This is a genomic window from Hylemonella gracilis str. Niagara R, from assembly GCF_000600295.1.
Classification (GTDB): Bacteria; Pseudomonadota; Gammaproteobacteria; order Burkholderiales; family Burkholderiaceae_C; genus Hylemonella; species Hylemonella gracilis_A.
The window spans coordinates 561,491-586,332 of the sequence record NZ_JEMG01000001.1 but is presented as its reverse complement, the minus strand read 5'-3'; the positions used below and the strand labels follow the sequence as shown (position 1 = coordinate 586,332).

General features: G+C 64.2%; 21 protein-coding genes. 9 read left to right on the top strand and 12 right to left on the bottom strand.

What is annotated here, in order from left to right:
• Nucleotides 1-2: 2 nt before the first annotated feature.
• Nucleotides 3-983, top strand: a complete 981-nt coding sequence (locus AZ34_RS02705; protein WP_051509475.1) for a Bug family tripartite tricarboxylate transporter substrate binding protein — start codon at nucleotides 3-5, stop codon at nucleotides 981-983.
• A 150-nt stretch (nucleotides 984-1,133) separates the two neighbouring features.
• Nucleotides 1,134-1,418, top strand: a complete 285-nt coding sequence (locus AZ34_RS02700) for a hypothetical protein (protein ID WP_035604539.1) — start codon at nucleotides 1,134-1,136, stop codon at nucleotides 1,416-1,418.
• Between the two features lie 81 nt (nucleotides 1,419-1,499).
• Here the strand turns inward: AZ34_RS02700 and AZ34_RS02695 are convergent, their stop codons facing one another.
• The gene (locus AZ34_RS02695; protein ID WP_035604534.1) at nucleotides 1,500-2,459 is read right to left on the bottom strand and encodes a LysR family transcriptional regulator; all 960 of its coding nucleotides are present in this window, start codon (nucleotides 2,457-2,459) and stop codon (nucleotides 1,500-1,502) included.
• 196 nt (nucleotides 2,460-2,655) lie between these two features.
• On the opposite strand from AZ34_RS02695, the gene AZ34_RS02690 reads away from it, so the two are divergent.
• The 4 genes from AZ34_RS02690 to AZ34_RS02675 all read left to right on the top strand — a co-directional run bounded on the left by AZ34_RS02690 (nucleotide 2,656) and on the right by AZ34_RS02675 (nucleotide 7,833).
• Entirely contained in the window at nucleotides 2,656-4,932 is a 2,277-nt protein-coding gene (locus tag AZ34_RS02690) for a malate synthase G (protein WP_035604531.1), read from the top strand.
• Between the two features lie 147 nt (nucleotides 4,933-5,079).
• The gene (locus AZ34_RS02685) at nucleotides 5,080-5,688 is read left to right on the top strand and encodes a class I SAM-dependent methyltransferase (RefSeq protein ID WP_035604529.1); all 609 of its coding nucleotides are present in this window, start codon (nucleotides 5,080-5,082) and stop codon (nucleotides 5,686-5,688) included.
• A 43-nt stretch (nucleotides 5,689-5,731) separates the two neighbouring features.
• Nucleotides 5,732-6,523: a DUF1624 domain-containing protein gene (locus tag AZ34_RS02680; RefSeq protein WP_035610691.1), complete on the top strand. Its 792-nt coding sequence runs from the start codon at nucleotides 5,732-5,734 to the stop codon at nucleotides 6,521-6,523.
• Nucleotides 6,524-6,666: 143 nt separating this feature from the next.
• Nucleotides 6,667-7,833 carry a Fic family protein gene (locus tag AZ34_RS02675; RefSeq protein ID WP_035604527.1) on the top strand — a complete coding sequence of 389 codons (1,167 nt, stop codon included), beginning with the start codon at nucleotides 6,667-6,669 and terminating at the stop codon, nucleotides 7,831-7,833.
• A 25-nt stretch (nucleotides 7,834-7,858) separates the two neighbouring features.
• On the opposite strand, the gene AZ34_RS02670 is transcribed toward AZ34_RS02675, so the two are convergent.
• From AZ34_RS02670 to AZ34_RS02645, 6 genes are all read right to left on the bottom strand, one after another.
• Nucleotides 7,859-8,560: a GIY-YIG nuclease family protein gene (locus AZ34_RS02670; protein WP_155831703.1), complete on the bottom strand. Its 702-nt coding sequence runs from the start codon at nucleotides 8,558-8,560 to the stop codon at nucleotides 7,859-7,861.
• Between the two features lie 55 nt (nucleotides 8,561-8,615).
• Nucleotides 8,616-10,166 carry a restriction endonuclease subunit S gene (locus tag AZ34_RS02665; RefSeq protein ID WP_081767047.1) on the bottom strand — a complete coding sequence of 517 codons (1,551 nt, stop codon included), beginning with the start codon at nucleotides 10,164-10,166 and terminating at the stop codon, nucleotides 8,616-8,618.
• Entirely contained in the window at nucleotides 10,163-11,632 is a 1,470-nt protein-coding gene (locus AZ34_RS02660; RefSeq protein WP_035604523.1) for a type I restriction-modification system subunit M, read from the bottom strand. The genes AZ34_RS02665 and AZ34_RS02660 overlap by 4 nt, the downstream gene beginning before the upstream one ends.
• A gap of 42 nt (nucleotides 11,633-11,674) precedes the next feature.
• Nucleotides 11,675-14,128 carry an EcoAI/FtnUII family type I restriction enzme subunit R gene (gene hsdR, locus AZ34_RS02655; protein ID WP_035610687.1) on the bottom strand — a complete coding sequence of 818 codons (2,454 nt, stop codon included), beginning with the start codon at nucleotides 14,126-14,128 and terminating at the stop codon, nucleotides 11,675-11,677.
• Between the two features lie 148 nt (nucleotides 14,129-14,276).
• Nucleotides 14,277-14,552, bottom strand: a complete 276-nt coding sequence (locus AZ34_RS02650) for a KTSC domain-containing protein (protein WP_035604522.1) — start codon at nucleotides 14,550-14,552, stop codon at nucleotides 14,277-14,279.
• Nucleotides 14,553-14,611: 59 nt separating this feature from the next.
• Nucleotides 14,612-15,523: a LysR family transcriptional regulator gene (locus tag AZ34_RS02645; RefSeq protein ID WP_035604515.1), complete on the bottom strand. Its 912-nt coding sequence runs from the start codon at nucleotides 15,521-15,523 to the stop codon at nucleotides 14,612-14,614.
• A 91-nt stretch (nucleotides 15,524-15,614) separates the two neighbouring features.
• On the opposite strand from AZ34_RS02645, the gene AZ34_RS02640 reads away from it, so the two are divergent.
• The 3 genes from AZ34_RS02640 to AZ34_RS02630 all read left to right on the top strand — a co-directional run bounded on the left by AZ34_RS02640 (nucleotide 15,615) and on the right by AZ34_RS02630 (nucleotide 19,268).
• The gene (locus AZ34_RS02640) at nucleotides 15,615-17,291 is read left to right on the top strand and encodes an FAD-dependent oxidoreductase (RefSeq protein WP_035604512.1); all 1,677 of its coding nucleotides are present in this window, start codon (nucleotides 15,615-15,617) and stop codon (nucleotides 17,289-17,291) included.
• Between the two features lie 244 nt (nucleotides 17,292-17,535).
• On the top strand, nucleotides 17,536-18,186 hold the full coding sequence (locus AZ34_RS02635; RefSeq protein WP_035604510.1) for a DUF4433 domain-containing protein: 651 nt from the start codon (nucleotides 17,536-17,538) through the stop codon (nucleotides 18,184-18,186).
• The gene (locus AZ34_RS02630; RefSeq protein WP_035604507.1) at nucleotides 18,186-19,268 is read left to right on the top strand and encodes a macro domain-containing protein; all 1,083 of its coding nucleotides are present in this window, start codon (nucleotides 18,186-18,188) and stop codon (nucleotides 19,266-19,268) included. Before AZ34_RS02635 ends, AZ34_RS02630 begins: the two co-directional genes overlap by 1 nt.
• Nucleotides 19,269-19,281: 13 nt before the next feature.
• On the opposite strand, the gene AZ34_RS02625 is transcribed toward AZ34_RS02630, so the two are convergent.
• The 5 genes from AZ34_RS02625 to AZ34_RS02605 all read right to left on the bottom strand — a co-directional run bounded on the left by AZ34_RS02625 (nucleotide 19,282) and on the right by AZ34_RS02605 (nucleotide 24,836).
• The gene (locus AZ34_RS02625) at nucleotides 19,282-21,084 is read right to left on the bottom strand and encodes a carboxylesterase/lipase family protein (protein WP_081767046.1); all 1,803 of its coding nucleotides are present in this window, start codon (nucleotides 21,082-21,084) and stop codon (nucleotides 19,282-19,284) included.
• 62 nt (nucleotides 21,085-21,146) lie between these two features.
• Nucleotides 21,147-22,112, bottom strand: coding sequence for a 3-hydroxyacyl-CoA dehydrogenase family protein (locus AZ34_RS02620; protein ID WP_051509473.1), 966 nt, complete (start codon nucleotides 22,110-22,112; stop codon nucleotides 21,147-21,149).
• A gap of 64 nt (nucleotides 22,113-22,176) precedes the next feature.
• Entirely contained in the window at nucleotides 22,177-22,932 is a 756-nt protein-coding gene (locus AZ34_RS02615) for an SDR family oxidoreductase (RefSeq protein WP_035604504.1), read from the bottom strand.
• Nucleotides 22,929-23,864 (bottom strand): SDR family NAD(P)-dependent oxidoreductase, encoded by a 936-nt coding sequence (locus tag AZ34_RS02610; protein WP_035610681.1) that lies wholly within the window; start codon nucleotides 23,862-23,864, stop codon nucleotides 22,929-22,931. The genes AZ34_RS02615 and AZ34_RS02610 overlap by 4 nt, the downstream gene beginning before the upstream one ends.
• A gap of 39 nt (nucleotides 23,865-23,903) precedes the next feature.
• A complete protein-coding gene (locus AZ34_RS02605) occupies nucleotides 23,904-24,836 on the bottom strand; it encodes a 3-keto-5-aminohexanoate cleavage protein (RefSeq protein ID WP_035604501.1) in 933 nt (310 codons plus the stop codon).
• Nucleotides 24,837-24,842: the final 6 nt, after the last annotated feature.

Here is a 24,842-nt window from a genome sequence, read left to right as displayed (position 1 = left end):
CCGTGAAAAAAATCAAAACCTTGGCCATGCCCCTGCTGCTGGGCGCGCTCGCGCTCGTGCACACCACGAGCCAGGCCCAAGCCTGGCCGACCAAGCCCATCAAGCTGATCGCGCCGTCCACGGCCGGTGGCCCGCCCGATGTCTACGCCCGCGCCCTGGCCGAACAGCTGGGCAAGCTGCTGGGCCAACCCCTGGTGGTGGAAAACTCGCCCGCGGCCGGCGGCATGATCGGCGCGCAGCAGATCATGCGCGCCCCGACCGATGGCTACACCCTGCTGGTCAACACCGCCGGCATGATGACCATCACCCCCAACGCCAACCCCAAGGCACAGTACAAGGCCACGGATTTCACGCAGATCTGCCAGGGCGTGGAAGCCGCCCTGGTGCTGGCCAGCAACCCCAGCCTGGGCACCAAGAACTACGGCGAACTCGCGACCTGGATCAAGACCCAGAAGACACCGCCCATCTACTCGTCCTACTCCCTGGGTTCGCCCGCGCACTTCCTGGGTTACCAGCTCAGCGAAGCGCTCAAGACCGAGATGACCCACATCCCCTACAAGAGCAGCCCGCAGCAGGTCAACGACATGCTGGCCGACATGGCCCCGCTGGGCTTTGTGCAGGTCGCCACGGCCAGCCCGCACATCAAGGCCGGCAAGCTGACCGCCTACGCCGTCACCAGCGAGAAACGCGTGGCCCAGCTGCCCAATGTGCCGACCGTGGGTGAACTCGGCCTGCCCCAGCTCACGACCACGGTGTGGTTCGGCCTGTCGGGCCCGAAGGGCCTGCCGCCCGCCATCGTGAGCAAGCTGACCCAGGCGCACCAGCAGGTGCTGGCCTCGCCGGAATTCCAGGCCCGCATGGCCACCGCCGGCCTGGACGCCAGCCCCGACGTCTGCGGCGACAAGTTCATGCGCAAGATGAACGTCGAAACCGAACGCTGGGCCCACATCATCAAGGCCACCGGCTTCGAGGCGACGAACTGAACAGGCCACGCGGCGTGATGTGAGGGTCTGTTGACGCCAGGAATGGTGCGGAAACAGGGCTGGCGGCCTGTCATGGCAAAGCGCTAGACTCCCGCCCCGGGTATCCATCCCGGACGCCCCAAGCATTCAATCCTTGAGACAACAGACATCATGAAAAAACTGCTCTCCTTGCTCGCCCTCGGCCTGGCCCTGAGCTTCGGCACTGCCGCTCAAGCCCAGGATTTCGCAGCCACCTGCGCTGCCCAGTCCGCCGAAAAGAAACTGGCCGGCGCCGCCAAGAACAGCTTCGAGAAGAAGTGCGTGGCCGACGCCGAAGCCAACGCCAACGCGATGTGCGAAAAGTCCGCCGCCGACAAGAAGCTGGCTGGCGCTGCCAAGAACAGCCATGTGAAGAAGTGCATGGCCGATCAGCAAGCGGCTCCCGCGAAGAAGTAAGCGCTCCGCAGCTTCCCCCCTCAAGCCCCGTGCGCGCAAGCGCCGGGGCTTGTTTTTTTGCGCGCCGCCCGCGCCCCGGGCTCAGCGGCGGGACTGCCAGAAGGCGGGCTGGCCGTAGTGGTGCTTCAGAAAGTCCAGCCACAGGCGCAGACGCAAGGGCAGGTGCTTGCGCTGCGGAAAGACGACGTAGATGCCGTTGGGCGGCGCGGCGTAGTCCTCCAGCACGGGCACCAGGCGGCCCGCACTCACGTCCGCCTCCACTTCCCAGGTGCTGCGCCAGGCAATGCCGTAACCGGCCAGGCACCAGTCGTGCAGCACCTGCCCATCGGAACAATCGAGCGGCCCTTGCGGCCGGTAATGGATGAGTTCCCCATCGGCTCCCGCCCCGTTCTCCATGGCCGCGTCCTGCGTGCCCTCGCCAGGAACGCGGAAAGCCCAGCCCCGCGTCTGCGAAGCCTCGCTGGACAGCACCAGGCAATCAAAGCGCGCCAGGTCCTGCGGCGTCTGCGGCGTGCCGTGACGCTTCAGGTATTCGGGCGTGGCCACACAGAGGCGCCGGTTGTCGGCCAGGCGCACGCTGACCAGGGACGAATCCGGCAGGTCACCCACGCGCACGGCGCAGTCGTAGCCTTCGCGCGCCATGTCCACCACCCGGTCGCTGAGGTTGAGCGAGATCGTCACGTCGGCATGCAGCTCGCGAAAGCGCGGCACCAGGGGCGCCACGTGGCGACGCCCAAAACCTGCTGGCGCCGTCACACGCAAGTGGCCGCTGGCCTTGACCCCACCCGCCGACACCCCGGCTTCGGCAGTTGCGATGTCGGCCAGCAGGCGCTGGCAATCCTCCAAAAAGGCGCTGCCCTCGTGCGTGAGCGACAAGCGTCGTGTGGTGCGCAGCAGCAGCTTGACGCCCAGGCGTTCTTCCAGCGCATCCAGCCGCCGCCCCATGATGGCCGGGGCCACGCCTTCGGCCCGTGCCGCCGCCGTCAGGCTGCCGCGCGTGGCCACCGCGACGAAAGATTCCATCTGCTTGAGTTTGTCCATGTCTGCCTCGCCTCTGCCCCCACCTCACCTTGGTCTTGCCTTGATTCGATACTTTTTGTTCCGAATATCGAGATTATTTATTGATTAATGGATGGCTAAGTATCAAATACAGTTCGTCATCCAAAAAAACAGGCGCACCTGTCGCGCTGCGCCCTGTCCGCCCCCTTTTCCTGTTTTTGCCCTCTGGAGGTCCGCCATGACGACACCTACCCCCGAATTCACCCGCGTCCACAGCCTGCAGGTCGCGCCCGCGCTGCACCGTTTTGTTGAACAAAAAGTGCTGCCCGGCACGGGCGTGGACAGCGCCAAGTTCTGGGCGGGCTTCGACGCCATCGCCCGCGACCTCGGCCCCAAGAACGCCGCCTTGCTGAAGAAGCGCGACAGGTTGCAGGAAGAGTTGGACGCCTGGCACAAGGCCAACCCCGGGCCCATCACGGCCGGGAAGAACATGAAGGCCTACAAGGCCTTCCTGGAAAAGATCGGCTACCTGGTGCCCGCGCCGAAGGACGTGCACTGCGACACGAGCAATGTGGACGCCGAACTGGCCGCGCAGGCCGGCCCGCAACTGGTGGTGCCCATCCTGAACGCGCGCTATGCGCTGAACGCGGCCAATGCGCGCTGGGGCTCCTTGTACGACGCGCTCTACGGCACGGACGCTTTGCCCGAAGATGGACCGGGCTACAAGGGCGCGACCAAGACCGGGCCGGACGGCAAGGGCTACAACCCCGTGCGCGGCGCCAAGGTCATCGAGTACGCGCGCCATGTGCTGGACCGCGTGGCCCCGCTGGCCCCCGCGCAAGGCAAGCCGGCTTCACACGTCGGCTCCAAGGGTTACGCCGTGCTGGGCGGCAAGCTGCTCGTGACGCTGAAGGATGGCCGCCAAGCCACGCTGGCCGAGCCGAGCAAGTTCATTGGCTACCAGGGCAGCGCCGCCGCGCCCAGCGCCATCCTGCTGCGCAACAACGGCATCCACATCGACATCCAGATCGACCGCGGCACGCCCATCGGCCAGACCGACCCGGCCGGCGTGAGCGACCTGCTGGTCGAAGCCGCGCTGTCCACCATCCTGGACCTGGAAGACTCCGTGGCCGTGGTGGACGCCGAGGACAAGGTGCTGGCCTACGAGAACTGGCTGGGCATCCTCAAGGGCACGCTGACAGAGTCGGTGAGCAAGGGCGGCAAGACCTTCACGCGCCGCCTCAACCCGGACCGCGTCTACCAGGGCGCGAACGGCGAGGAAATCAAGCTGCATGGCCGCAGCCTGCTCTTCGTGCGCAACGTGGGCCACCTGATGACGCACCCGGCCATCCGCTACGCCGACGGCAGCGACATGCACGAAGGCATCATGGACGCGGTCATCACCACGGCCATCGCCCTGCACGACCTGCAGGGTCTCACGAAGAATGGCATCCGCAATTCGCGCACCGGCAGCATCTACATCGTCAAGCCCAAGATGCACGGCCCCGAGGAAGCGGCCTTCGCCTCCGAGCTGTTCGCCCGCGTCGAGGCCCTGCTGGGCCTGCCCGAGAACACGGTGAAGCTGGGCATCATGGACGAAGAGCGCCGCACCAGCGTCAACCTCAAGGCCTGCATCGCCGCCGCCAAGAGCCGTGTGGCCTTCATCAACACCGGCTTCCTGGACCGCACGGGCGACGAGATGCACACCGCCATGCACGCCGGCCCCATGATCCGCAAAGCCGCGATGAAGGGCACCGCCTGGATCGACGCCTACGAAAAGCTCAACGTGCTGGTGGGACTGGCCACCGGCCTGAAAGGCCGCGCGCAGATCGGCAAGGGCATGTGGGCCATGCCCGACCTGATGGCCGCCATGCTGAAGCAGAAGACCGTGCACCCGCTGGCCGGCGCCAACACCGCCTGGGTGCCCAGCCCCACGGCCGCCACCCTGCACGCGCTGCACTACCACCAGATCAACGTGGCCGCGATTCAGGACCAATTGGAAAAGCAGGCCCAGGCCAAGAACTTCAAGCAGATCGAAGAAAAAGAACTGGCCCGCCTGCTGACCGTGCCCGTGGCCGGCAAGCCCGGCATGAAAGCACCCTGGACGGCCGCCGAGATCCAGCAGGAAATCGACAACAACTGCCAGGGCATCCTGGGCTACGTGGTGCGCTGGATCGACCAGGGCGTGGGCTGCTCCAAGGTGCCCGACATCCACAACATCGGCCTGATGGAAGACCGCGCCACCCTGCGCATCAGCAGCCAGCACATCGCCAACTGGCTGTTGCACGGTGTGGTGACCGAAAGCCAAGTGCGCGCCGCCTTCGAGCGCATGGCCGCCGTGGTGGACGAGCAGAACAAGGGCGATCCGCTGTACAAGCCCATGGCCGGCAACTTCGACACCTCCATGGCCTACAAAGCCGCGACCGACCTGGTGTTCAAGGGCCTGGAACAACCCAATGGCTACACCGAGCCGCTGCTGCATGCCTGGCGCTTGAAGGTGAAGGCCGCCGCCTGAGCACACGATCACACCAGAGGCCGAGGAGACGAACGGCGCCTGCGGGCGCCGTTTTTTTTGCGCATGGCCAGCATGAAGCGTGTGCGTGCCCCTGGGCCATACTCCGCGCTGGCGCCCCGGTCGGGCGCAGGGCAACAAGGAACAAGCGTGCAATCTGCCAGTGAAGCATGGTTCGACGAGGCGTATTACCAGCGTTATTACTTCGACAAGAAGACCCGCGTGGTGGACCCCGGCCATTTCGAGCGACTGGGCACTTTTGTGTGCAGCTACCTCCAGTACCTGCGTGTGCCGGTGCGGCGCGTGCTGGACGTGGGCTGTGGCATCGGCCTGTGGCGCGACGTGGTGGCCCGGCATTACCCTGAAGCGCAGTACCACGGCGTGGAGTACAGCGAGTACCTGTGCGAACGCTACGGCTGGGAACGCGGCTCCGTGGTGGACTACCGGAGCACAGAGCCTTTTGACCTGGTGATCTGCCAGGGCGTGCTGCCCTACCTGAGCGCCGCCGACCTCAAGCGGGCCCTGCACAACCTCGCCACGCTGAGCCGCGGCGCCTTGTACCTGGAGGCCGCGACACGCGAGGACTACGAACGCGACATCATCGACGACACGCTGACCGACCCGCGCCTGTTTCGCCACCGTGCCCAGCTGTACCGGCGTGGCCTGCAGGAAGGTTTCACCGAGCTGGGCGGCGGCGTCTGGCTCAGCCGGCAGGCCAAGATGCCTCTGTTTGAACTGGAGAGCGCGGGCGGGCGCTGAGCGCCGCAGTTTGAACGTGAAGGCCCCACGCTACAGTGCGCGCATGAAGCCCGCACGTTCTTCCGCTCGCACCTCATCGCGCCCCGCGTCTTCTCCCCAATCCCCCGTCCGCCTGCCCCGCCTGGACGCCCTGCGCGGCGCGGCCTTGTTGTGGATGGCGGGCTTTCACGCCTGCTTTGACCTGGCCTATTTCGGCTGGCTCCAGGCCGACTTCTACCGCGACCCGTTCTGGACCACGCAGCGCACGCTGATCGTCAGCCTCTTCCTGCTGTGCGCCGGGCTGGGGCAGGCGCTGGCCCACGCCCAACAAATCGGCTGGCCACGCTTCTGGCAACGCTGGGCGCAGATTGTGGGCTGCGCGCTGCTCGTGTCCCTGGGCTCGTGGCTCATGTTCCCCGGCAGCTACATCAGCTTTGGCGTGCTGCATGGCATGGCTCTCATGCTGCTGCTCCTGCGCTGGGCCGGGCCGCGCCTGCAGGTCTGGCACTGCGCCCTGCCCGGCCTGCTGGCCGTGCTGCTGCCGCAGTTCGTGCAACACCCCTTCTTTGACACACGCTGGACCAACTGGCTGGGCCTGGTGACCTACAAGCCCACCACCGAAGACTACGTGCCCCTCCTGCCCTGGCTGGGCGTGATGCTCTGGGGCTACGGCCTGGGCCGTTGGCTGCTGGCGCGCACCTCAGGCAAACGCGCCGCGCCCTTGCTGGGCGGACCGCTGCCCAAGGGATTGGCACCACTGGCCTTGCTGGGGCGTTGGTCCTTGAGTTTTTACATGCTGCATCAGCCGGTGTTGATCGGGGTGATGCTGGGAGTGGGGGCAGTGTGGGGCGGGTGAAGGAACTGGCGACGCGGGTGGCGGGGCATCTGACGAAGATGGGGTTCACGCAAGTCTGAGGCGTGCACTCGACAGGTGTCGCTATTAAACTTAAAGTCACGAACGTTTAATAACCGTCCGCCTTATTCAAGCTTGGAGCCCCCATGGAACGACAGGCCAGCGGCATCTACGCCCACAGCATCGCGGGTGGTGAAACCGTGCGCGCCTTTGTGCCGCACCCATTGCCCCCTGCACCCGCTTTGGACATCAGCGGCGCACGCCAGGCCCTTTTGGAACGCGCAACCCTGGCCATCGGCCGCCTGGACAGCGTCTGCCTGCTGCTGCCCGACCCCAAGCTCTTCCTCTATGCCTATGTCCGGCGCGAGGCCGTGCTGTCCTCGCAGATCGAAGGCACGCAGTCTTCGCTGTCTGACCTTCTCCTGTTCGAGCTGGACGAACTGCCCGGCGTGCCCTTTGACGACGTGGTGGAAGTCTCCAACTACGTGGCGGCGCTGGAGCATGGCATGGCGCGGCTGCGCGAAGGCTTTCCGCTGTGCAACCGGCTGCTGCGCGACATGCACCAACACTTGATGGGGCGCGGACGCGGCAGCGACAAGGCTCCGGGAGAGTTCCGCCGCTCGCAGAACTGGATAGGCGGCACCCGACCCGGCAACGCCCGCTTCGTGCCACCGCCACCACAAGAGGTGGAAGCCTGCATGAGCGCCCTGGAGAAATTCCTGCACCAGCAGGAAGCGCCCATGCCCGTGCTCATCACCGCCGCACTGGCGCATGTGCAGTTCGAAACCATCCACCCCTTCTTGGATGGCAACGGCCGCTTGGGCCGCCTGCTGATCGCCCTGCAGTTACACCACGGCGGCCTGCTGGCCGAGCCCCTGCTCTACCTGAGCCTGTATTTCAAGCAACACCGCGCCGTGTACTACGAGTTGCTCGACCGGGTGCGCACCCACGGTGATTGGGAAGCCTGGGTGGACTTCTTCCTGGAAGGCGTGGAAGCCACCGCCCAAGGCGCGGTGCAGACGGCCCGGCGTCTGGTGACACTGTTCCAACAAGACACGCAGCGCGTGGCCGCGCTAGGCACCCGCGCCGCGCCCAATGTGCTGCGCGTTCTGGACGCCTTGCGCCAGCGGCCCCTGTGCAGCCTCAAGCAACTCTGCGCCCAGAACGGCATGTCCTTCCCCACTGCCTCCAAAGCCATGCAGACCCTGGTGAACATCGGTCTGGCCCGCGAAATGACCGGCCAGCGCCGCAACCGGGTGTTCGTGTACGACGCCTACCTGAATATCCTCAACGAGGGCGGGGAGCCGCTGTGAGACGCACAGCACCTCCAGCTGGCTGCTAAGTGTTGATAAAACGCAAAATGGATTGAACTTCGTCGAGGGTGGTGATGAACCACTCATCGCCCGGCGCGTCCTCTTTCCAGCGGCCTCGCGCCTTGAGCACGGCGTGAATGGCATCTTCAACCTGGACGACGCGTTTGACTTGCCAGCGCCCCAGAATTTCGGGACTCTCGAAGAAGCCTGCGCCCTTGCACTGACCAAACACGCGCGTTTCGACATCCATGGCTGTTGTGAACCCGACCTTGATTGGGAAAGGTCGTTGCACGGCTTTGATTGCCGGGAAGGTGAAGGCATATATCCAACCGTCGAATTCCAGATCCGGTTGGTCTTCAACGGCCTCGTCTTCGTCCTCTGCCGCCTCTTGCGTCAGCTCTGTGTCTGACTTGAGGCGATACATCCCGGACTGACCCAGCCAGACAAAGGGCGAATCGTTGCCGCGCTTCGCACGCAACGATGTAAAGAACCGGATGGCCGCACCCACCTGCTGTACCTTGCCTTCCGTGTCCCGCGCCGGGTAACTGAGGCTCATCTGTTGCTCAGTCAGATACCGACTCATGACTCGGGTGATCACGGGGTTCAACTTGAAGGGCTCCCCCGTCAAGGCTTCAGGTTCTTGGGCCAGCTCATGCAACAAGTGATACCGCGCGAACTTGTAGCAAAACGATGCGGTTGCCTCGAACTCAATGGGCAAAGGCTTCACGGAAAATCCCTTGTGAAAATCGATAGTGACGGCATTTGGCTAGATGCAGCGCTTTTTAGACAATACCGGTTAGCGGTTGCTCTATCAAAACCTGCGCGAGTTGAGACTGACGCTCTCGCGCTGAAGAAAGGCGCTTACGCAGGTCTGCACACAGAGTCCGCAAAGAGGCGACGCGTGCGACGATGCGAGATTGCTCCGCTGGGGGAGGGATTGGTGTAAGCGCTGCCCTGATCAGACCAACATTCAATGTTGGCTGAGCCAGGGTTCTAGTGTCTCCTGCGAAGCAATCTTGCATGAACTTCGTCTGAAGCAGGAAGAGCACAAAATCATGCAGTCCGCTATCAGCTGGAACTATTCGACAGATTGCACGAGCAATATTGGCGCCTGCCCAAGATGACGGAGCGATGCCCAGCTTACCAATACTACCGACCACACCCATCAATATCTCGCCCCCTTCCAGTCGTGTCCGCTGAAATTTCGCGTCAACCTCGTGGCCGATCGCCTTCTCAGGTTGTACCGGTGGGTCACTCAAGGAAAGATCGGCGATTCTTACGAATGGAATCCCGGTAGACACATCTGGACCCGGAACAAGGACCCCGTACGCAATGGGCTTCAAAGGATGAATCAATTCATCAAACCGGACCCACTCCCAGCCTTGTGGCAACTCAAATGGTTTTTCCTCTTCGGGAATTGGCGGTAGTGGCTTGTCGCGTTTGATCTTTCCCTCGGCGATCAGACGATCCTTCTCTGCCCGAATCTTCTTGAGCAGCTCGCTGGCCGGTTCGTCCTTCGGATCTTGAGGCACGAGCAGGCCGCGCACGGCGAGCTGGAGAATGGTTTGCTCCAAGGCATCGACGGCTTCGGGGCGGTCGAGCAGCAGGTCGAAGTGTTCGGCGACGAGCTTCCAGTTCTCGGCCAGGGCGTGGGCGGACTCGCTGTTTGCCAGGGTGTCGAACAGGGTGGCTGTGAGCCGAGTGTGTTGTTCTTCGGCTAGGCGGCCCTTTTCTTCCAAGGCGTCGCAGAGTTTCATCAACTCTTCGACGCGGAGAACAATTTGCTGCTGCTCTTGAATCGAAGGGAAGCGCAGATCAATTGCCGACAACTCGGAGCGCCCGATCACCCCCTGTGCCGACCCCCTCGAATCGCGTCGCAGCGACAACGTGTATGGCATCAACGCATAGTAGAGATACTTTGTATCGAGATCAGTACCCGGTCGAATTGCAGCAACACTTCGCCCTATTGCACAATCGATGGCCAGATTCAGTTTCCCGATAGTTGCACCAACGACACAAATCAAGACGTCGCCCAGGCGCGCGAATTTCAATGGTTGCGTGGTCCACTCACGAACTACCGGATATAGCTGACCAAACTCACCTGTCTTTACGAAAATCGTTCCATCTCCGGTCGAATTGCAGGTATTTCCCGGTGGCGCCTGCCCCATTACAAACTCAGCAATTTCCCCCAATCGCCGCGAGGTAGCTGTACCTACATGGCGAACAAGCCCCCCAGCCATGCCGATCTGGACTACGAGTTCTCGAAGGCGAGTGACTCCTCCCGACGAAGTAGCCAGCAGGTTAAAGCTCTTCAGCAGCGTCGCTTCGCTCACTTCGCCCCCTCCAACGACTGCGCCAGGATGGCCTTGAGCTGGTCGCGCAGCGCCTGCGCCTCGGCCTGCAAGCGCTGGTAGTCGGCCAACAGCTCCTGCGGGTCGTGGCTGACCTCCGGCCCCGCGTGCGGGTTCTTCTGGTCCAGGTTGTAGCCAGCGGCCTTGATGGCGTCGATGCTGACCTTCCAGGCGAACTCGTTCTCCACCCGGCTGGCAAAACCATCGGCCTCGCTGCCCCACCAGGCTTTCTCCACGTCGAACTCTTCGATGCGGATGGGCTTGGTCTTGTTGTAGTTCTTGGCGCCTGCAGGGTACTGGTGCTCGTAGTACCAAATCTCTTGGGTGGGCTGGCCCTTGGTAAAAAACAACAGATTGGTCTTGATACCGGTGTAAGGACTGAACACGCCGTTGGGCAGGCGCACGATGGTGTGCAGGTTGCACTCTTGTAGGAGCTGCTCTTTGATGCGGGTCTTGACACCTTCCCCGAACAGGGTGCCATCCGGCAGCACCAGGGCAGCACGGCCATGGGCCTTGAGCAGGTGCTTGATGAGCACGAGAAAGAGGTCTGCCGTCTCCTTGGTGCGAACGTCGGCGGGGAAGTTGTTCTCCGTGCCCGGCTCCTCCACGCCACCGAAGGGCGGGTTGGTGATGATCACGTCTACCCGGTCGGCAGCGCCGTAGTCGCGCAGCGGTCGGGTGAGTGTGTTGTCGTGCGTGATCTGGCTGGGGACCTCGACGCCGTGCAGCATCATGTTCGTGGTGCAGAGCATGTGCGGGAGCTGCTTCTTCTCCACACCGCGCACGCTGCGCTGCAAGGTGGCTTGGTCCTGCTCGTTCTTCACCTGCTTGCGCAGGTGCTCCAGGGCGCAGACCAGGAAGCCGCCGGTGCCACAGGCGGGGTCCAGCACCACTTCGCCCAGCTTGGGGTTGACCATGTCCACCATGAACTGGGTCACGGCGCGCGGGGTGTAGAACTCACCCGCGTTGCCGGCGGACTGCAGGTCTTTGAGGATCTTTTCGTACAGGTCGTTGAACTGGTGGCGTTCGGCCTGGCGGTTGAAGTCAATGGCGTTGAGCTTGTTGATGACCTGGCGCAGGAGCTGGCCGCTCTTCATGTAATTGAAGGCATCTTCAAACACACTGCGCACCACGAAGCCACGGGGGTTGCGTTCGGCATCGCCCGGAAGCGCCTTGAGCTTGGGGAAGAGTTGGCTGTTCACAAAATCCAGCAGCGCCTCGCCGGTGATGCCCTCGGGGTTGCTGGCCCAGTTGCGCCAACGCAGGTGCTCAGGGATGGGGCTTTTGTACTTGTCGCGGGTGATTTCCAGCTCTTCCTCCTGGGCGTCGAAAACCTTGAGGAAGAGCAGCCAGGTGAGCTGAGAGATACGTTGTGCATCACCATCCACGCCACTGTCCTGGCGCATGATGTCTTGGATGGATTTGATGACGGCGGAGAGATTGGACATTCAGACTTACTAACTTACTTACGCGATAAAAAGAACAAACGATCAGTTGGGGCGAGCCGAGTAAAGCTCGGACTCCAGCAGTTGCAGGGCTTGGAGATACTGGTCTTTGCCACCGAAGCTGCGCACCAACTCGACAGGCGTTCCCAGGTCGGTCAAAGGCGGAACGCTGAGCACGTCCATGCTTTCGATGGTTTGCACGCCTTGGTCGGCGTATTTGTCGATCAAGGCGTCCAGCACCTTGCGCGCGGTGGGGCCGTATTTGGTGAAGACATTGCGCTTCTTGACGCGGTTGGCTCGCTCGCGGCGGGTCAGCGGCGGCATGTTCCAGGCCACATGGATGAGCAGGTCAAAAGGGTCCAGGTCTTTGCCCACGTCCTCCGCCAGCGCATCAAACAGCACACCGTAACCTTCCAGCTCCTGGAGCAGCGCCTCTTTGCGCTCGGCATCGTTCCACGCCTGGAGGAATTGGTCCAACGAGCTGTACTTGGCCAGCAGGTTGATGCGTGTGTAGTCGCGCAGGCTTTCGGTGATGAGCTTGCCCTGGGCGTTGAGGTACTGCACACGCTCGCGGGCCACGGAAACGTTGACTCGGCCGTCCACGATGTACCGCTTGATTTGGACGCCACCTTCACCGGGACCAACGGTTGTCGGTCCGGTGGGTGGACTGCCGCCCACTTCGGGGCCGCCTGGCTTACCCGGTGAGCCCGGCGGCGGCTCGGGCGGCGCCACGGGGTCATCACCCTTGGGTTCGTAAATCTGGACCGGGTCACCGTCGAACTTCTCGTCGGCAAAGATGTCGGTGGCCCGCTTGAAGTCCAGGATGGTGAACCAGGTCTTGCCCAGGTCTTCGCGCAGGCGGGTGCCACGGCCAATGATCTGCTTGAACAGCGTCATGGATTTGATGTTCTGGTCCAGCACGATGAGCTTGCAGGTTTGTGCATCTACGCCCGTGCTCATGAGTTTGGAGGTGGTGGCGATGACGGGGTAGGTTTTCTCCGGGTCGATGAAGTTGTCCAACTCCAGCTTACCCTCGGCGTTATCGCCGGTGATCTGGACGACGTACTTGGGGTTGTCTTTGCAGAGGTCGGCATTGGCGTTGGCCAGGGCCTGGCGCATGCGGCTGGCGTGGTCCACGTCTTCGCAGAAGACGATGGTCTTGTCGTAGCGGTGGGTGGCCTTGAGGTATTCGGTGATCTTGGCAGCCACCACCTCGTCGCGCCGCTCCAGCACCAAGGTGCGGTTCATGTCCGTCGCGTTGTAAATGCGATCTTCGATAAGGTTGCCGGCCTTATCTTTCATGCCGACAGTAGGGCGCCAACCGAAAGTGTCTTTGTCCAGATCGACGCGGATGACCTTGTAGGGCGCCAGGTAGCCGTCTTCAATACCTTGGCGCAAGGAGTACTGGTAAACCGGCTCACCAAAGTACTCGATGTTGGAAACGTCCTTGGTCTCCTTGGGCGTGGCGGTCAAGCCGATCTGTGTCGCAGTGCTGAAGTAAGAAAGAATTTCGCGCCAAGCCGAGTCAGCATCTGCACTGCCACGGTGGCACTCATCCACGATGATGAGATCGAAGAAGTCCGGCGAGAACTGCTTGTAAATGTTCGCCTCTTCCTCGGTGCCTGAGACAGCCTGGTAGAGAGACAAGTAAATCTCGTAGGACTTGTCGACCAGCTTGCTGGTCTTGTTGACAGCCAAGTCCAGGTGTTCGATGAACTGCTTGCCTGTTTCGGCATCCACACGCTCGACACCCTTGGCATTGGGGCTGAGCTTGGCCATGGCACCTTTGAACGGACGGAAGTCGTTCACCATGGTCTGGTCGATCAGGATGTTGCGGTCGGCCAGATAGAGGATGCGCTTCTTGGCCCCGCTCTTCCACAGCCGCCAGATGATTTGGAAGGCGGTGTAGGTCTTTCCCGTGCCCGTGGCCATGACGAGCAGGATGCGGTTCTGCCCCTGAGCGATGGCCTCGACGGTGCGGTTGATGGCGTTGATCTGGTAATAGCGTGGAGTCTTGCTCGGTGCGTAGGGGTACTCCGCGACCTGGCGCACGGCTGGCGACCAGCCTTTCCAGGCGCAGTACCGGTTCCAGAGGTCTTGCGGCGAGGGGAACTGGTCCAAGGCCAGGTTGCTCTCCAGCACGCCCGTGGTCAGGGTGGCATCGCGGAAGACAAAGCCGTCGCCATTGGTGGACAGCGCGAAAGGCACGTCCAGCAATTCGGCGTAGTGGATGGCTTGGTCCATGCCAGCGCCAATGGCGTGGTGGTTGTCCTTGGCCTCGATGACGACCAGCGGGTTGGACTTATAAAAAAGTACGTAGTCGGCGCGGAGGACGGAACGCTTGTCTCGCGCAGCCTGACGGCCACGAACCACGACGCGGCCAGGGCGAAGCGTGTACTCCCGGAAGACCTGCTCGACAGCGTCCCAGCCCGCCTGCTGGAGCGCGGGCGAGATGAACTTCTCACAGATATCGGCCTCGGATAGCTTCTTCTTGTCCAAACGGCTTCCCTTGTCGGCGCCAGGGTTGAGCAGCGCCAAAGTATCTTTTCCCGCGAACAGTACGATCTTGTCAGAGTTTATCGGGACCCGATTGCTGATACTTAGGGTCAGACCGCCCCAGTCAGATAGATCGTCAAATCAGACCAAGTCATTCTCCACTGCCAAACAGATCCTTGAACTTCCGCGCCGCATCGTCCGCGCCTTCGACCTTGACCATCGGCACACCCTTCGGATATTCCTCCGCAATCCGATCCTCCCAATACGTCGTCGGATTCGGCGCGCTGCACAAGCGGCGGAACACCTCCAACGGCACCTGTTTGTAGGCCAGAACCGTCTTGTCGTCGCGGTGCAGGTCCAGCTGCTGGGTGGTTTCGTCGTAGTCGGCACGGCGAAAACGGCCGCTGGTGAAGGTCTTGCTTTGCATGGCCCATTTTCACCGGCGACCGATCCCGGTGCAATGCGGGCGCCACGGGCGCGGCCCCATCACCCCGCCGCCAGCGTCTTGCGCAGCACCGTGATGAACTGCCGCGCCGCGGCCGAGAGGGAACGACCTTGCTTGAGCACCAGGTGGATGTCGCGCGAGACCTTGGGCGCGGTCAGGGTCTTGGCGACGAGGTCGGGGTCGCGGGCATCGGTGAGGTAGGCCGCGGGCATGAGGACGGGTTCCATGCCATTGCGCGTCATCCACAGGGCGGTGGAGAGGAAGGTCACTTCCTGCGTGACGTTGAGTCGCACGCCCGCGCGCGCGGCCGAGAGCTCGATCAGGGGGCGGATGCCGTAACCCGGGCGCACGGTCATGAGGGGCAGGCCGTCCAGGTCTTTCCAGCGCAGGGTGCGGCGCTGGGCCAGGGGATGGTCGCGCGGGCAGACCAGGCTGAGGTGGTCGCGCAGCAGGGTCTGCAGTTCCACGCCCGGCCCCAGGCGTTCGGGCGCGCCGATGCCGAAGTCGGTCTGCTCGCTCATCACGCGGGAATAGAACTGGTCCGGCGCGCAGTCGTCCACGACGAGGCGGATGTCGGGGAACTGCGCGCGGAAGGCGCGGACCACGGGCGGCAGCAGGATCTCGGCCAGCGTGGGCGTGAGGACCACGGTGACGCTGCCGCGACGCAGCTCCGTCAGGTCCTGCAGGCCCGCGCCCAGGGTGTCCAGGTCGCGCAGGATGCGCTCGGCCATCTGCACCGCCTCGTGCGCGGCGGAGGTGGGCCGCAGAGAGCGGGTGCTGCGGTCAAACAGGCGCTCGCCCAAACCCTCCTCCATCTGTTTGATCAGCAGGCTCACCGCCGGCTGCGTGATGAAGAGTTGCGAGGCCGCCGCGCTGAGCTTGCCCAGGCGGTAGACCGCGACGAAGGCCCGCAGTTGCTTGAGCGTGGGCGAGAAGGCGCGCTTCTTATTCATAAGCAAAAATCATATTTGATTATGAAAAATTGAATTTACCTAAGTTTTTGGATTGAGTCCAATGGATGCCTGACCACCCTCAAGAACAACCATGACGAACGCCTACGACACCGACGTACTGATCGCGGGGGCCGGCCCCGTGGGCCTGACCCTGGCCATGGACCTGGCCGGCCGCGGCCTGCGCGTGACCGTGATCGAGCAGCGCCGCTACGCCGAACCGCCGCCCGTCAAGTGCAACCACGTGTCCTCGCGCACCATGGAGCAGTTCCGCCGCCTGGGCGTGGCGGCCAAGCTGCGCGCGGCCGGCCTGCCCGAGGACTACCCGAACGACGTGGTGTTCCGCACCCGCATGACGGGCATCGAGCTCACGCGCATTCCCATCCCCTGCCGGCGCGACCGCTACACGGCCACCGGCGGGCCGGACACCTGGTGGCCCACGGCCGAGCCGCCGCACCGCATCAACCAGATCTACCTGGAGCCCATCCTGCTGGACCACGCGGCGGCCCTGCCCGGCGTGACCCTGCGCAACCGCACGCAGTTGCTGGACTTCACGCAAGGCGCCGAGGGGGTGCTCGCCCGCTTGCGTGACCTCGACAGCGGGGAGGAATCCACCCTGCGCGCGCCTTACCTCGTGGGCTGTGACGGTGGCAGTTCCACCGTGCGCAAGCAGATGGGCACGCAGCTCGAAGGCACGGCGCTGATCCAGCGCGTGCAATCCACCCACATCCGCGCGCCCGGCCTGAAGGCCCTGCTGCCCGGCAAACCGGCCTGGTGCTATTACGCGGTCAACCCGCAGCGCTGCGGCACGGTGTTCGCCATCGACGGGCAAGAGAACTGGCTGGTGCACAACCACCTGAACGCGGACGAGCCCGAGTTCGACTCGGTGGACCGCGACGCGTCGATCCGCCACATCCTCGGCGTCGGCCCGGACTTCGCCTACGAGGTCGTGTCCAAGGAGGACTGGGTGGGGCGTCGCCTGGTGGCGCAGGATTTCCGCAAGGGCCGGGTCTTCATCGCCGGCGACGCGGCCCACCTGTGGGTGCCTTACGCGGGTTACGGCATGAACGCGGGCATTGCCGACGCGCTCAATCTGTCCTGGCTGCTGGCCGCGCACCTGCAAGGCTGGGCCGACGAAGCCATCCTCGACGCCTACCAAGCCGAGCGCCAGCCCATCACCGAGCAGGTCTCGCGCTTCGTGATGAACCACGCCCAGCAGATGATCAAGGCCCGCCGCGCCGTGCCCGGTGACATCGAAGAACGGAGCGAAGCCGGGCAACAGTCACGCGCCCTGATTGGCAAGGAAGCGTACGAACTCAATGTGCAGCAGTTCTGCTGCGCCGGCCTGAACTACGGCTACTTCTACCAGGGCTCGCCCATCCTGGCGGACGACGACGAAGAGGCCCCGGGCTACACCATGGGGGGCTACACGCCCTCCACGGTGCCGGGCTGCCGCACGCCGCATTTCTGGCTGGCCGACGGCCGCTCGCTCTACGACGCCCTCGGCCCGGGTTACACCCTGCTGCGGTTTGACAACCGCGTGGACGCCGCGCCCCTGCTGGCCGCAGCCCAGGCGCGCGGCGTGCCGCTGCAAGTGCTGGACCTGCAAGGCGAAGCCGACCTGCCCGAGGCCTACCGGCACGCCCTGCTGCTGTGCCGCAGCGACCAGCACGTGGTCTGGCGCGGTGACGCCCTGCCGGATGAACCTGCGGAGTTGGTGGAGATGCTGCGCGGCGCGCGGGCGCGGCCGGCACGGACTTTAGCGTCCTGAATCTTTACCCTGATGACTGATGACCAGGGCAGGCCCTGGTCATGGATTGCACTGACGCCGACCTGCAGAGTACGGCGCCTGCGAGCGCGTTTTGCTTCGGCCTGGGCGCCAAGCGAATGGGTACTATCTGCAGTTATGCCCGCCACCAAACGCATGCCATTTTTTGCCCCACGTGGAGGAGAGCAAGACCTGTCCATCGGCACCGTTGCGGTCAACGTAGGCGTCGAAGCCCCGGAGCCAGTGGATGCCTGACCATTACCCGAATCTCAACCCTGAAAAGGCGTTGATCTGGCGCATCATTCACCGCGACAACCTGCCATGGGTTTTGCAGCACGGACTGCACTGTGGCAACGGCGCCCAGCGCGCGCCGAACTGGGTGAGCATCGGCAATCCGGAGTTGATCGACAAACGGGCCCGACACCGCGTGCCGGTGCCGCCCGGAGGTTTCTTGAACGACTACGTGCCGTTCTACTTCACGCCCTTCTCGGTGATGATGCGCAACATCCACACCGGCTGGGGCGGGGTGCCACAGCGACCCAACGACGAGATCATCATCCTGGTATCCAGCCTGCGCCATGTGGCACAGCAGGGTCTGCAGTTTCTGTTCACCGATATGCACGCCTATTACCGCTGGGCCAGGTACTACAACAATTTGGATGACCTGGACAAGGTGGACTGGCAGCTTCTGCAAGCGCGGAACTTCAAACGCGACGAGAACGACCCGGCCAAATTCGAGCGCTACCAGGCTGAGGCGCTGGTACACCAACACTGTCCGGTGTCAGGACTGATCGGGATTGTCTGCCACTCGGAAAAGGGCAAAATGTTGGCACAGGCGCGGGTTCAAGCTCAAGGGCTGAATCTGCCGGTCCATGCTCGCCCAGACTGGTATTTCTGATGCTCCATTTCACAACAGGTAATCTGCTGGAAGCCCGCGCGCAGGCGCTGGTGAACACAGTGAACACCGTGGGCGTGATGGGCAAGGGCATCGCGCTCATGTTCAAGGAGCGCTTTGACGACAACTACCGCCAATACGCCGCCGCCTGCAAGGCAGGGCAGGTACAGACCGGCCATATGTTCGTCACCGAACCGGCTGAGCTGGACGGTCCGCGCTGGATCGTGAATTTCCCCACCAAACAGCATTGGCGCTCCCCGTCCCGGCTGGAGTGGATCACCGAGGGCCTGCAAGACCTGCGCCGCTTCCTGATAGATCAACAGGTGCAGTCCATCGCCATTCCTCCGCTGGGCGCGGGCAATGGCGGGTTGGATTGGCCATTGGTCAAGACCGAGATCGAGCGCGTGCTGAGTGACTTGCCGGGTGTGGAGATCACGGTGTTCGAGCCCACCCAGCAGTACCAGAACGTGGCCAAGCGTGCAGGCGTGGAACAACTGACCCCGGCACGGGCGCTGATCGCCGAACTGGTGCGCCGCTACTGGGTGCTGGGCATGGAGTGCAGTCAGCTGGAGATTCAGAAGTTGGCCTGGTTTCTGGAACGTTCGGTTGAACGCCTCATGCCGGGCAACAAAGCACTCAACCTCCAGTTTGAGGCCAACAAGTTTGGGCCTTATGCGCCCAAGCTCAAACACCTGCTCAACAGCCTGGATGGCAGCTATCTGCGCAGCGAAAAGCGCATTGCCGACGCCACCCCGTTTGATGTCATCTGGTTTGACGACGAACGCAAGGAACTGGTGCAGGCCTATCTGCGCAGCGAAGCCAAGGCCTACGCGCAGGCGCTGGAAGACACCTCCTCCTTGATCGACGGGTTCGAGTCGCCCTTCGGCATGGAGCTGCTGGCCACCGTGGACTGGCTCCTGACCAAGGAAGGCGTGGCGCCCACGGTGGAGGCGGTACGCGAAGGGCTGACCCGATGGCCCGTGCCGGCTGCAGCGCAGCGCAAGACCGCGCTGTTTCATGACGATGCCATAGGCATCGCTCTCGAGCGACTGACTCACGCACCGCGCGTGGCCATGGCGGCCTGACGCGCACCAGCCGTCACTGGACGCTGATGCGCTTGTCCGTAGGCGTCGCGTCGAAGATCAGCGAGGACGGCCAGCGCGGCCAGCTGACACCCAGGCTGGCCTCGTTGGGATCGCCTTGGCGCGCGAACCTGCCGACGCTGCGCATCATCGCCTGGGACAAGGCCAGGCGACCGGGCTCGTTGGCCTTGGTGAAGGAGATGTTGGCGTACAGCGAGGGGCCGAAGTTGCCGAACACAAAGGGCAGGTCAAAGGCGTGCGCGGCGCCGTAGATGTCGTTGAAGGGCGCGGGCAGCTCGTCCCAGTCAAAGCGGTAATGCCACACGCCGGCCTGCTGCGACTTCAGCGCATTGAGCACATCGTCGCGCAAGGCCATGAACCAGATTCTGGAGAGTTCTTCGCTGCGCGCGTTGAAGCCGGTCTTGGGCACGTCCACCGGCAGGTACTGCGGTGGTATCCACTGCTCGACCGTGGTGGTGGGCGGCTGGTCGGGCTGGTAGCGGTGGGCCAGGGCAAAAACGGCCGCGTCGTCCAGCAGACGTCCGCTCACGCCGCCCAGGCTGGGGCGCAGCGCAAAGAAGCTGGGGAACAACTTGCCCTCGTCGCGGGTGTTGCCGGCCAGCACCGGCACCTTCACGTAGCGCCCGGCCTTGATGGCGGCAATGGGGTCGCTCGCGACGATCACGCCGTCGGGCATGACATTGGAGGCTGCCATGCCGCGTGGCGCCAAGCGGGTGCGCACCGTGGCCAGCAGTTCGTCGGCGGTTTTGCCGCGGAGGTAGTCTGCAAGCTGCTGGGGTGAGCGCGCGGCCATCCAGGCCTTGGCGGCGGCTTCGTCAGGCGCGGAACCATCACTCACCAACGATTCCGCCAGCAAGGCGTTGCCGCGTTCGGCCCACAGGGCATACGGTTGAATCACCGCGATGGACCCGGCGGGCATCGTGGCTGCCGTGGAAATGCCACCGCTCAAGGCGATGAGCCGATGGAACAAGGGCGTGGACCGCGCTGCGACCGTGGGCGATGTCAGCAAGGCATAGATGTTGACCGCGCCCGCGGATTCGCCCATCAGCGTCACCTGCCTGGGGTCACCCCCAAAACTCGCGATGTTGCGTTGGACGAACTCCAACGCCTTGAGGATGTCCAGCAAGGCGAAGTTGCCGGAGTCGTCGGCGGCGTTGCCCGTCTTGAGCGGCGCCAGGTTCAGGAAGCCGAAGATGCCCAACCGGTAGTTGACCGAGACCACCACGGCATCGGCCGTCTTGGCCAGCATGGCGCCGTCATAGACCGGGTCGGCCGTGTAGCCGGTGATGTTGCTACCACCGTAGACCCATACGATCACCGGGCGTGGTGTGCTGGAGGGTTTGGATGGCTGCCAGATGTTCAGGTAAAGGCAGTCTTCGGAGCCCACTGTCTTGCCCAGCGCGGCACCGATCGTGGCGTCGTAGCGGTTGTTCAGGCCGGGCCCGTACAGGCGCCCGGTCTGCACGCAGGCGTTGCCAAATTCCGTGGTGCGCCGCACCGATGCCCAGGGCTCAGGATCGGCCGGCGCCTTCCAGCGCAAAGGGCCCACCGGCGCTTGCGCGTAGGGCACGCCTTTCCAGCTGTACACGCCCTCCGATGCGGGATGCTCCGTACCCAGAACCATGCCGGCCGAGGTCGAACGCTGGGTGAGCGGCGCATCGCCGGCCTGATGGGCGCACCCCAGCGCCAGCATCACCGCGATGGCCGACGCTGCCCAGATCGCCCCGATCCCCCAGGTTCGCCCCTTGCGGCGCAACCCGGCTGCTTCTGCTTGTGCCTGTGTGTTGGTGTCGTGCATGTTGTCTCCTTAGCTCATGACTGCTTGCATGGATGGCTCGCGCGCCTCGGCGTCCTGGTGCGTCAGCGAGTCGGGTGTTTTCCAGGAGTGGCTTGGATCTGTGTGCAGGGGTCCTCGCTGCGTGTCATGCGCCGCAGGTGCCGGGCAAGTTCCAGGCGCACCTGGTCCGCACTTTCGGCGGTCCAGCTGCGCAAGCCCTGTCCGGCCTTCATGCCCAGATGGCCCTGGGCGATGAGTCTGTCCAGCAAAGGAGAAGGTTCGGCATCCGTCCTGAGCGCGGGGAACATGACCCGGTGCACGTCGCGAGTCAGCTCCAGGCCAACCAGGTCGGCGTTCTCCATGGGGCCGAGCACGGGGCCACGCAGGCCGAAGCTGTTCTTGACCACCAGGTCGATCGCTTCCGCGTCGCAGACCCCGTCTTCGACCAGGCCGATGGCTTCGCGCCACATGGCGTGCTGCAAGCGATTGCCGATGAACCCCGTCACGTCGCGGTGGACTTTGACGGGTCGCTTGCCCACCGCTTCCAGCCAGGCGTACATCTGCTCAAACACGTCCATGCGCGTGTGGGCCGTGCGGACCACTTCGACCAGCGGAACCAGATGCGGCGGATTCCACCAATGCGTGCCGACCAGGCGGCCACGCGGGTGCTCGCTCAGGCCGGCGCCGATGTCCGTGATAGGGATCACGGACGTGTTGCTCGCCAGGATGGCGTGTTCAGGCGCGGCTTCGGCCAGGTCCTGGAACAGCTGCTGCTTCAGCGCCAGACGCTCGGGCACCGCCTCGATGACCAGATCAGCGTGCGCAACCGCCTGTGCCAAGGCAACTTCCGTCGATACATTGCACAACACGCGCTCCGGGTCGGCACCGTCGTCGACGAGGTTCTGGCGCATCTTGTCCAGGGCACGGCCCAAGGCGGCAGCATCCGGGTCGCTCAGCACCACGGCATGCCCCTCGCGCGCGAACACCTGCCCGATGCCATGCCCCATGAGGCCGGCGCCGATGACGGTCACCTTGATTGCTCTGTCCATGGCTGTTTGTCCCTCGCGCCATTGAAAACCACGGCCTCCACACTGGGCGGCATCGGCCACCCCGCTAGAGGTCGTTCACGTACATGCGGTTCCAGGTCGGGCTCACGATCAGCTGGTTGATGCAGACCCCGGGCGGAAGCTCGGCGATGAAACGGATGGTCCGCCCCAGGTCGTCGGGCTGCAGCATGCGGCTGCGCTCCTGGGCGCTGGGCGGCACCGGGCGGGTGTCCAGGATGGGCGTGGCTACCTCGGCCGGGCAAATGCAGCAGGCGCGAATGCCGTGCACCCCGTCTTCCATGTTGATGGTTTCCGTCATGGCGGTGACGGCATGCTTGCTGCCGTTGTAGGCCGGCCCCGTGAGCTTGGGGTGGTGCACACCCGCCCAGGAGGAGACGTTGATCACCAGGCCGTTGCCGCGCGTGCGCATGGCCGGCAGCACGGCATGCGTGGTGTAGAAGATGCTGTCCAGGTTGGTGGCCAGCACCTGCCGCCAGCCCTCCGCCGACTGGTCGCGCCAGAAGCGCTTCGGCGTGTTGGTGCCGGCGCTGTTGAGCAGCAGGTCGATGCGCCCCGCGTGGCGCGCGAGGATGCGTGAGGCCGCCGCCGCGACGGCCTCGGCCTCGCTCACGTCCAGCGCCTCCACCTCGGCCCGGCCGCCTTGCGCGCGGATCGTCTGTGCGGCCGCCTCCAGCACGGCGACGCGGCGGCCCGAGAGCACAACCGTCGCGCCGGCGGCGGCCAAGGCTTGCGCGCCCGCCAGCCCGATGCCCGAGCCAGCGCCCGTGACCCAGGCGACCTGCCCTCGCAGCGCGCCGTTCATGATGCAAGCTCCCGCGCCTGCGGGCTGTGCGCGCCGCTCGCGGCGGCCACGCCTTTGTTCAGCTCGTGCTCGTACTGCTCCCAGCCCGATTGCGGCACGCGTTCGCCGCTGCGGTCCTGGACGTCCGCCAGACGCTCGCGCAGCAACTCGCCGACTTCGGCGCCCGCCTCGTCCGCGATGTGGATGCCCTGGGTCATCGTGATGTGGGCGGCCTCGAAGCTGCCCGCGCCGGCCAGCAGGATCATGCGGGTGGGCGCGTCCTCGGCCACCAGGGGCAACAAAGCCGGGCTGACCTGCTCGGGCGCGATCCTGGCCAGCACCGCGGGCGGAAGCACCCCATGGGTCATGCCGGTCGCGGCCGTCGGGGCCAGGCAATTGACGCGGATGTTGTGCTTCAGGCCTTCCAGGGCCAGCGTCTGCATCAGGCCGACCAGGGCCATCTTGGCGGCGCCGTAATTGGCCTGACCGAAGTTGCCATACAGGCCGGAGGACGAGGTGGTCATCACGACGCGCCCGTACTGCTGGGCCTGCATCTGCGCCCACACCGCCTTGGTGGCGTGGACCGCGCCCATGACATGCACCTCCAGCACCAGGCGGAAGTCGTCCAGCGGCATCTTGGCGAAGGTCTTGTCGCGCAGGATGCCGGCGTTGTTGACCAGGATGTCGACGCGGCCCCAGACCGTCATGGCGTGATCCGCCATGGCCTGCATGTCCTCGGCGCGGGTGACGTCGCCCAGGTGCAATTGGGCTTCACCGCCCGCGTTGCGGATGGCGTCCACCACGCCGCGCGCGGCCGCGCCGTTGTTGGCGCCCGCGATGTCGTTGACGATCACGCGCGCCCCGTGGCGCGCGAGTTCAAGCGCATGCGCGCGGCCCAGCCCGCCACCGGCTCCGGTGACGATGGCGACGCGGTTGTTCAGCAATTTTTTCATGATCAAGGTCTTGAGGAAATCGTGAGGAGATGGTGAGGTTCAGAAGTTGACGGCGTCTGCGCCCTTCAGGTTCAACATGGCGCGGGCCTCGGTGGGCGTCGCGATCTCCAGCGACAGCTCATCGAGGATGCGGCGGATCTTGCGCACCTGCTCGGCGCAGTTGCGGGCCAGCATTCCCTTGCCGAGGTAGAGGCTGTCTTCCAGGCCCACGCGCACATTGCCGCCCATGACGGCGGCCATGGTCAGCAGCGGCATCTGGTGGCGCCCCGCGCCCAGCACCGAGAAGCGATACCCGTCACGGCCAAACAGTCGATCGGCTGTGCTGCGCATGGTCACGAGGTTCTCCGGGTCGGCACCGAGCCCGCCCAGGATGCCGAAGATGCACTGCAGGAAGATGGGCCCCTCGATCAGGCCTTCGTCGCGGAAGTGGGCCAGGGTGTAGAGGTGCCCCACGTCGTAGCACTCGAATTCGAAACGGGTGCCACGCTCGCGGCCCAGCACCTGGAGGATGTGCTTGATGTCGGCGAAGGTGTTGCGGAAGATCAGGTCTTCCATGCCTTCCACATAAGGCTGCTCCCAGTCGTGCTGCCACTGCGTGATCTTGCGCGCGACGGGGTGGATGGAGAAATTCATCGAGCCCATGTTGAGCGAGCACATCTCGGGCGCTGCCTGCAGCGGGTAGGCCAGGCGTTCGGCCAGGGTCATGCGGGTGCTGCCCCCGGTGGTGATGTTGATGACGGCATCGGTGGCTGCCTTGATGCGGGGCACGAACTGGTCGAACACCGCCGGGTCCGGCGTGGGCCGGCCGTCGCGCGGGTCGCGCGCGTGCAGGTGCAGGATGGCGGCACCGGCCTCGGCCGCCTCGATGGCCTGGGTGGCGATCTGCTCGGGCGTGATCGCCAGGTGGGGCGACATGGTGGGCGTGTGCACCGAACCAGTCACGGCGCAGGAGATGATGACTTTGTCAGACATGGTGTT